Source organism: Candidatus Thermoplasmatota archaeon (genome assembly GCA_035540375.1).
Taxonomy (GTDB): Archaea; Thermoplasmatota; SW-10-69-26; order JACQPN01; family JAJPHT01; genus DATLGO01.
Map to the genome: position 1 here is coordinate 1 of DATLGO010000035.1, position 8,017 is coordinate 8,017.

General features: G+C 69.8%; 7 protein-coding genes. All 7 read left to right on the forward strand.

Annotated elements, in window-relative coordinates; all coding sequences use genetic code 11:
* The first annotated feature begins 315 nt into the window (after positions 1-315).
* A complete protein-coding gene (locus VM889_04170) occupies positions 316-2,013 on the forward strand; it encodes a hypothetical protein (GenBank protein HVL47734.1) in 1,698 nt (565 codons plus the stop codon).
* A gap of 61 nt (positions 2,014-2,074) precedes the next feature.
* Positions 2,075-3,796, forward strand: a complete 1,722-nt coding sequence (locus VM889_04175; protein HVL47735.1) for a hypothetical protein — start codon at positions 2,075-2,077, stop codon at positions 3,794-3,796.
* A 106-nt stretch (positions 3,797-3,902) separates the two neighbouring features.
* Complete coding sequence (locus tag VM889_04180; GenBank protein HVL47736.1) at positions 3,903-4,346, forward strand: hypothetical protein; 444 nt, start codon at positions 3,903-3,905, stop codon at positions 4,344-4,346.
* A gap of 10 nt (positions 4,347-4,356) precedes the next feature.
* Entirely contained in the window at positions 4,357-5,241 is an 885-nt protein-coding gene (locus VM889_04185; GenBank protein ID HVL47737.1) for a hypothetical protein, read from the forward strand.
* A gap of 95 nt (positions 5,242-5,336) precedes the next feature.
* The gene (locus VM889_04190) at positions 5,337-5,471 is read left to right on the forward strand and encodes a hypothetical protein (protein ID HVL47738.1); all 135 of its coding nucleotides are present in this window, start codon (positions 5,337-5,339) and stop codon (positions 5,469-5,471) included.
* A gap of 314 nt (positions 5,472-5,785) precedes the next feature.
* Complete coding sequence (locus tag VM889_04195; protein HVL47739.1) at positions 5,786-6,823, forward strand: cysteine synthase family protein; 1,038 nt, start codon at positions 5,786-5,788, stop codon at positions 6,821-6,823.
* Positions 6,824-8,017 (forward strand): PLP-dependent aspartate aminotransferase family protein (locus VM889_04200; protein ID HVL47740.1); only part of this gene is annotated, 1,194 nt, incomplete at its 3' end.

Consider the following 8,017-nt stretch of genomic DNA (forward strand, 5'->3'; position numbering starts at 1 on the left):
CCCGAAGAGAAGGGCCCCTCCGAGGAAGAGGCGATGGCGGGCCTGGGCGCCCTCTTCGGCTAAGCTCAGCGCAGCCGGAGACGCCGCGAATCCGAAAATTCGCGAGCGTCTTCGGGTGAATCCGGAGAGACTCCCCGCGCCCGCATCCGCGGGCGCGCCCATCACCCCTCGCGCGGCGACGCCGCGCGGACCCCCCTTCTTCTGCGGCTCCGGCCGCTCATTTCCCTGCATCCAGCGCGCGCTCCGCGTGTCACCCCGCCTGGGGACGGGGGAAGCGGCATCCCACGTGAACCTCAGTGCCGGGGCGGGAGGCCCATGTCGGTCCGCGTTCCGTCCGGTTTCGTCCTTGTCCTCGCCCTCGCGCTTGCCGCCGTGCTGGCCGGCTGCGTCACCGGCACGTCGCGTTGGTACGTCGAGGTCGACTACGAGGCTGACGAGGCGAACCGCGAAGCGCTGAACGCCGCGGGTCAGGCGAACTGCGTGCGCGAAGCGGCTGAAGGGATAGACTCGCCCACGTGTCCGCGCGTTCCGACCGGCGGCCTGTATCCCATCGACGGCATCCGACTCCTCGACGGCTTCGTCACCTTCCTCGCCGGGCCGACGTCCGCGAGCGCCGACGCGCAGGACGTGTTCACGATGCTCGGAGGCGGCCCGATGCCCGAGCACATCGTCTCGGATCAGGCCCGAGGCGCGAACGCGCACCGCGCATCGAACGGCTTCGCGCCCGACGTCGTGTGGCCGGGGCCGATGAGCCTCAAGGCCGCTTACGGGTACTGGGGCGACACGAATGGCGATCGCATCGTCGCGATCAATCTCTCTGAAAACGCCGAACACGCCTCGCCGGACAACGAATGGGTCGGGCTCGCGAACCGCGAGGTGTACGTGTACGTCGAGCCGGGGAGCCACCCGCAGTACCGCTCGATGATCCGGCCCGGAGATACGCAGCCCGACGCGCGCCTGCGCGCGTCGTCGCGCGGCCTCTACGACACCGGCATCGTGCCCGTGATCTTCACCGACGGTTCGCTCGTCCAGACGTACACCATCACCACGATCGCCGACGCGATCCTCTCCCCGAGCCCGGACGGCGAGTTTCCGTACACGATGCGCGCGGATTCGCTCGTGGACATCGATGTCTACGGTGCCGTCGCCCCAGGTCCTGTCGAAGCGCTCTACACAGGGACCGCCGCGCCGCTCGTGAACGCGATCGGCAGCCCGAGCTACGGGATCTGCCCTGCCGGCTGCAGCGGACTCCCGATCGGGCCGACGGAAACGGCCGCGGATCCGACGATCGCCGCGGCGCAGAACGCGCTCTACGCCCGCTATCCGCGTGAATGGGCCGATGGTTCCGGCTCGACCGCGGAAGGCCGAAGGGCGGCTTTCGAGGATGCTTACGAAGGCTGGATCGACCTCCTTCCGCGCACGCGCGTGAAGCCCGTGGTCTATCAAGTGAACATAGGGAACGAGTTGCCTCCGTTCACGACCGATGCCCCGCTCGTCGGACACAACACCGCCGATGGCGAGCAGGCCGCGGCGCCCGGCTTCGTCACTTTCGACCTTTGGGTCGGGATCTGGCGCGACCTGAATGGCGACGGGTTCATCGGCCGCGCGAACGCCGACGATCCGTACGAGGCCGGTTCGCGTCCGCTCCCGGACGACTACTTCGCGCGGGACGGGGAGTTCTTCGGCGCGGTCGCCAACCTCACCACGTTCACCCTCTGGCTCGTGCCGGACACGGAGTGGGGCCCGAACGGCGCGCGCGTCGCGCGATCCCTCGGAGCGCTGCCCGACCAGAAGGTCTACGTCGGCTCCGAGCCGGTTCCGCTCACGATGCACGCGGATCACGAGAACGTGGCCGCCGGCCACTACGCGTCGCGCCTCGCGGTCTTTCTCGCCGACGGATCGCCCGGCTTCACCGTCTGCACGCCGTGGCTCACCGTGCGCTACGCGGAGGGCGGCCTCGACGTGACGCAGGTCGTCCGGGACTGCGACCACGTCGCGCCCTGGGCCGAATGAGCCGACTGTCCACGGCAAAGGTCATGGGGAGTCCGGGGGACTCACCCCCGGAGGCTCCAGCGTGCAGACCGCCCTCAAGCTCCTCGTCGTCGCCGGCGTCGCGTTCGCGCCCGCGCTCGCGGGGTGTCTCAACATCGACCCCGACTACATCACGATCGACGTGACGGCCGAGGTCGAGGAGCCCCTGGGCGACGCGTTTGCGATCCAGAAGACGTGCGTCGCGGAGGCCCGGTTCCGCCAACCGTCGTCCGAATGCTCCGAGGAGGCAACCGACCTCGGTCCCCCTACGAAGGGCATCCGCATCCTCGATGCCATGTACATCGTGCCCGCTCCGAATCCCCGTAAGGATCCGATGACCGGCGAGGGTCACACCGACGTCTACATGGACGTCTTCGTCGGAACGAACCCCCACCGCGCGAGCGACGGTCTCGTCGCCGACACCATCCTGCCGGGTTGGGGCACCTTCGTGGCCGCCCACGGATGGTGGGACAACCTCGACGAGGACGCATTCCTCGAGGTGCGCCGGCAAGCCTCCCGCGCGCCTCTTATCGACAATGAATGGAGGCAGATCGGCACGGCCAAGATGTACAGCTACGTCGAGCCGGGGCCCCACCCCACCTATGCCTCGTTCAACCGGCCGGAATCCTTCACGCCCGATTTCAAGTACGTCAACGCCGGCGCGATGTACCGCGCCGCGTCGGCCACGGATTCCATGACGGCCGGCATCCTCTTCGTGGACGGCTCGCTCTTCCAGACGCTCACCATCATGACGGTCACGGATCCGATCCTCGCCCCGAGCGAGGATGGAAAGTATCCCTTCATCGCGGGCGCCCGGTCCCTCGTCGATATCGACGTGTACTCGGCCCAGTCGCCCGGGCCGATCACCACGATCTTCGCCTCGACGGCCGCACCCTTCGTGAACGCCATCGGGAGCCCGAACGTCGGGACTTGCCCGAACGCATGCCGCGTCGAACCGGCGCGCGCGCCCGGCTCCGGCCTCGAGCCGGCGCTCGGGCTGCAGGGCGCCGTCTACGGACGCTATCTTCCCGAGTGGCGCGAAGGATCGGGGTCGTCCGCCGAGAATCGGCGCGACGATTTCAATCAAACGTACCGGGGTTGGATCGACCTCATGCCGCGGACCCAGCAGCCGACGACGGCGTTCTTCAATTCGGTCCCGTTCCTCCAGCAGTCGGGCGCGCTCGTGGGCGGCTCGCGCGGCGGCGAGATGGCCGCGGCGCCCTCCTTCGTCACGTTCGAACTGTGGGCGGGCATCTGGCATGACGTGAACGAGGACGGCCACGTCGGCGTCGCCTCCCAACCCGATCCCTACGAGGGCGGGAGCAGGCCCGTCGCGGACGACTACTTCAACAACCGCGGCGAATTCAATGGCATCATCGTGGACGGGAGCGCGATCGGCCCCCTGGCCAAGGTCCACGTCCGCGTCACCCCGGACGCTCCCTGGAGCGCCGGCACGATGAAGGTGATGTGGTCCACCAACCAGGTCCATCCGAACGACTGCGGACCCACCGCGCCCACCACCGCGCGCGTCTGCAGCATCCGCCCCGTCACAGGGATGGACACGGTCCTCCTCAACCTCACCGCGGACGCCGCGACGCTCGGTCGGCACTACAGCGCCGTCTCGATCCTGGTGCCGCCCGACTCGCCCGGCTTCACGATGTGCGCGGGCCCGTTCGAGGTCCGCCACGACACGCCCGGCCACCCGGTCACGGAGCCGGTGTGGGACTGCGACCACGTCGCGGCGTGGACGCCGCGCGCGGATTGAGAACCGCCGGGCCCGAATTTCGCAACCGATCGGAAGTCCGGAGGCCGTCTTTCGCAGGTTTCCCTCTCCGCTGAAATACCTCTTTCAGACTGTGGGTTCGATCAACATGATTGCACGCGCGTCATTCGCCTGCATCGCCATCGCCCTGTTCGCGACCGCCCCGCTCTCCGCGGCCGACGGCCCCGGGCTGCCCGAACCCGTCGAACACCTCGCCGGCCCCGCCCTGAACGCCGTTTCCAATGATTGCGTCGAAGCCGAGCCTCTGCCCGACGGCCGCATCGAGGTGCACGCGACGTTCCTCGTCGGCGGCGACGGCGGCGCGGACCACGCCGAGTGCATCACGTACGCCGAAATCGCATTCGAGTGGCCCACGGACCCCAAGTTCGTGATCCCGCGCTGCCTGACTGAGGCCGCGGGCGCGCACGCGGGCGGCATCGCCGAGTGGCGCGACGACACGCTCACGACGCTCGTCATCCGCGGCGAGGCGTGGGAGCACTTCGGCGACGTCGCGTGGTACCTCAGCGCGCCCGTGAACGGCGTCTGCGCGTGAGGTGCGTTCCGTGAACCGCCTTCTCGCCGCACCCGCTCTCGCCCTCGCCGTCCTATTCGCGGGCTTCGCTGAGCTCGCCCGCGCGCACCACGCGGAAGTTTCCGCGGACGCGCGCGAAGACGGCCGGACCCGACTCGATGCGGATGGGCAAAACAACGGCGTCCAGGAGGCACTCGCGGCGGCAGGCCTCGCTGACGTCCGCATCCTGGACGCCCTCGCGGTCACCGTGGGACTGCACGACTACCACCCGCACGGCTACAAGATCGACCCCCGCGAGCCGTGGAACCTGTACGGCCACGCGGAGTACCGCCGCACCAACGTCCGCGGCGCGTCCGAAGGCGTGCTCCAGCCGGCGCTTCCGCCCGGACCCGTGTGGTTCCTCGCGTGGGCAGGCGAGTTCCGCGACCGCAACGAGAACGGCGTCATCGACCAGGACGTGCGCCGCAACCCCGATGGATCCGTCGCGGGGCGCGGGCTCCTGCACGAGTGGCGCGCGGACGAGCACGCGGTCCTCCTCGGCTTCATCGACCCGGCGTTCAGGCCCGCGCTCTTCGAGAGCGGCGCCTTCGAGCCCGGAGACCCCGATGTCCGCTTCTCGTACCTCGGGGACGCCGAGGAGACGTTCCTGTCGGGCGGCGGGCCCGTCGTGTTCCCCGACGGCTCGCTCCTGCAGACCGTCCGGACAATCGTCGTGCAGGAGGCCATGGAGGAAGGCGCCCGCGCGCTCGTCGACATCGACGACTATGCGGCGCTTGCTCCGGGGCCGGCCGCGAAGCTCTACGCGTCGACGGTCGCGCCCTTCGTGGATGCGGTGCCCGTCTCGCTCGCGGCTTGCGGGCCCGCGTGTGACCTCTCGGACGTCACGCCCATCGATCCATTCGGACCGCTGCGGTGAGCCGTGAGGTCGCGATACCCCCTGCTTGTTGAACGCCCGTTGACCATCGGCCGGCGCGTCAACGCGCGTTCAACACGCCCCTAATACCCCCCGGTGTGAGGGTCATCTCGGTGCTTCCGATGCCCACGACGCCTCGCATGAACCTGGCCGGCCTGACGAACATGACCGCCGTGATGGCCGCCATCGCGAACAAGCCGAGCCACGTCGGCGCGGCCTACCGCATCCGATAGTTCCCCCGTTTCCCGCTGATCGTTTCCGACCCGCACGACCTCCGACCCTGAATGCCCCCAAGGGGTTGGCAGGGGCGCCCGCTCCAACCGGGCGCCCCGACCCCCCGGCGCCGCTCGTCATGCGGCGCCGGGGGTATGGCTCTTCTTCCGGACCGCTGCGGTGAGCCTGTCCCCTTCGCCTGTACCCATCGACGTGCTCCCCGTCGGCGCCTTCGCAGCACCGCCGTTTCATAACTGAGCCGCATTGATCCAAACATAGATATTACCGGCCGACTTCAGGGGGTTGCGCACCGCGCATTTCGGAGGCTCCGAAAATGTCTCTCACGCATTCCGACGAAACCGAGCGCACCCTCCTTGCGGCCCCCGACGTCCTCGCGCTCGTCGGCGCCACGCCCCTCGTGCGGCTCCACCGCGTCGTCCCCGAGGGCGCGGCCCGCGTCTGGGCGAAGTGCGAATTCCTGAACCCCGGGGGCAGCGCGAAGGACCGGATCGGCCTCGCGCTCCTCGAGGCGGCGGAGGCGAGCGGGAAGCTGCGCCCCGGCGGCACCGTCGTCGAGGCCTCCTCCGGCAACACGGCCGTCGCGCTCGCGCAGGCGTGCGCGGTGCGGGGCTACCGGCTCGTCATCACGCTCCCCGCCAAGATGAGCGAGGAGAAGCGCCGGCTCGTCAAGGCCTACGGCGCGGAGCTCATCGTCACGCCGAATGCCGAACCCGGGTCGCGCGACCACTACATCGAGGTCGCGAAGCGCGTCGCGCGCGAGCGGGGCGGCGTGTACCTCGACCAGTTCGGCAACCCCGCGAACGCGCGCGCGCACGAACTCACCACGGGCCCGGAGATCGTGCGCGCGCTCGGCGGGCGTGTCGACGCGGTCGTCGCGGGCGCCGGCACGGGCGGCACGCTCACGGGCGTCGCGCGGGCCGTGAAGCGCGCGAACCCGAACGCGCTCATCGTGTGCAACGACCCCGAAGGCAGCGTCATCAGCGGCGGCGAAGCGGCCGCCTACAAGGTCGAGGGCATCGGCGACGACTTCATCCCGAAGGGCCTCGACCAGAACCTCATCGACCGCTACGAGGTCGTGAGCGACCGCGAGTCGTTCGTCTGGGCGCGTCGCCTCGCGCGCGAAGAGGGGCTCCTCGTCGGCGGCTCCTCGGGCTCGGCCGTCGCGGCAGCGGTGCGCGTCGCGAAGGGCCTTCCCGCGGACGCGAACGTGGTCGCGATCCTCGCGGACACGGGCCGCAACTACCTCTCGAAGTTCCACAACGACATCTGGCTCAAGGAGAACGGCTTCGCGGATCTCGTCGAGGAGCCGCTCGCGGCGCCCGTGCGCGTCCTCGTGAAGGAGGCGGCCTGAATGGCGTCCCTCGTCACGCGCGCGGTGCACGCGGGCCGCAAGCCCGACGGCGACACGGGCGCGATCCTGACGCCGATCCACCAGGTCACGACCTACGCCCAGGAGGACGTCGGCGTCCACAAGGGCCACACGTACTCGCGCGCCTCGAATCCGACGGTCGAGGCGCTCGAGATCAGGCTGAACAGTCTGGAAGAGGGCATCGGCGCGGTGGCCTTCACCTCTGGCATGGCCGCGATCGATGCCCTCTTCCGGGCCTCCCTCTCCGCGGGCGACCATGTGGTCGTCTCGGACGTCGTCTACGGCGGCACCGTGCGGCTCCTGCGCCAGGTGTACGCCCGCGCGGGCGTCACGTGGTCGTTCGTGGACGCATCGGACCCCGCGGCCGTCGCCCGCGCCATCACGCCCGCGACGAAGCTCGTGCTCCTCGAGAGTCCGGGCAATCCGACGCTCAAGCTCGCGGACATCCGCGGCGTCGCGGAGGTCGCGCACGCGAAGGGCGTGCCGGTCGCGGTCGACAACACGTTCCTCACGCCGCTCGGGCAGCGCGTCTTCGAGCTCGGCGCGGACATCTCGGTCCACTCGACCACGAAGTACCTCGAGGGCCACAACTCGACGATCGGCGGCGCGGTCATCGTGAAGTCGGACGCTGCGCTCCTCGAGCAGCTCAAGCTGATCCGCAAGACGGCCGGCTCGAACCAGGCGCCCTTCGAGGCGTGGCTGACGCTTCGCGGCATCAAGACGCTCGCTCTCCGGCTCGACGCCGTTTCCTCCTCCGCGCAGGCCATCGCCGAATACCTCGAGCAGTCGCCGGGCGTCGCGAAGGTGCACTATCCCGGCCTCGCCTCCTTCCCGCAGCGCGACCTCGCCGAGCGGCAGCAGCTCGTGACGGGCGGCATCCTCGCCTTCGAGCTCGACGGCGGCTACGAGGCCGCGCTCCGATTCGTGAAGGGGCTTGAATGGATCACGCTCGCGGAGAACCTCGGCGCGGCGGAATCGCTCCTCACGCACCCCGCGAGCATGACGCACGCGGCGCTCACCCGCGAAGAGCGGGAGGCTCTCGGCATCACCGACGGCCTCCTCCGGCTCTCGGTGGGGCTCGAAGCCGTCGAGGATCTCGTCGCGGATCTCGAAAGCGCGCTCGCGCGCGCCCGCGCCGAGGTTCTCCGCGAGCGTGATCCATTCAAGCCCCTTCAC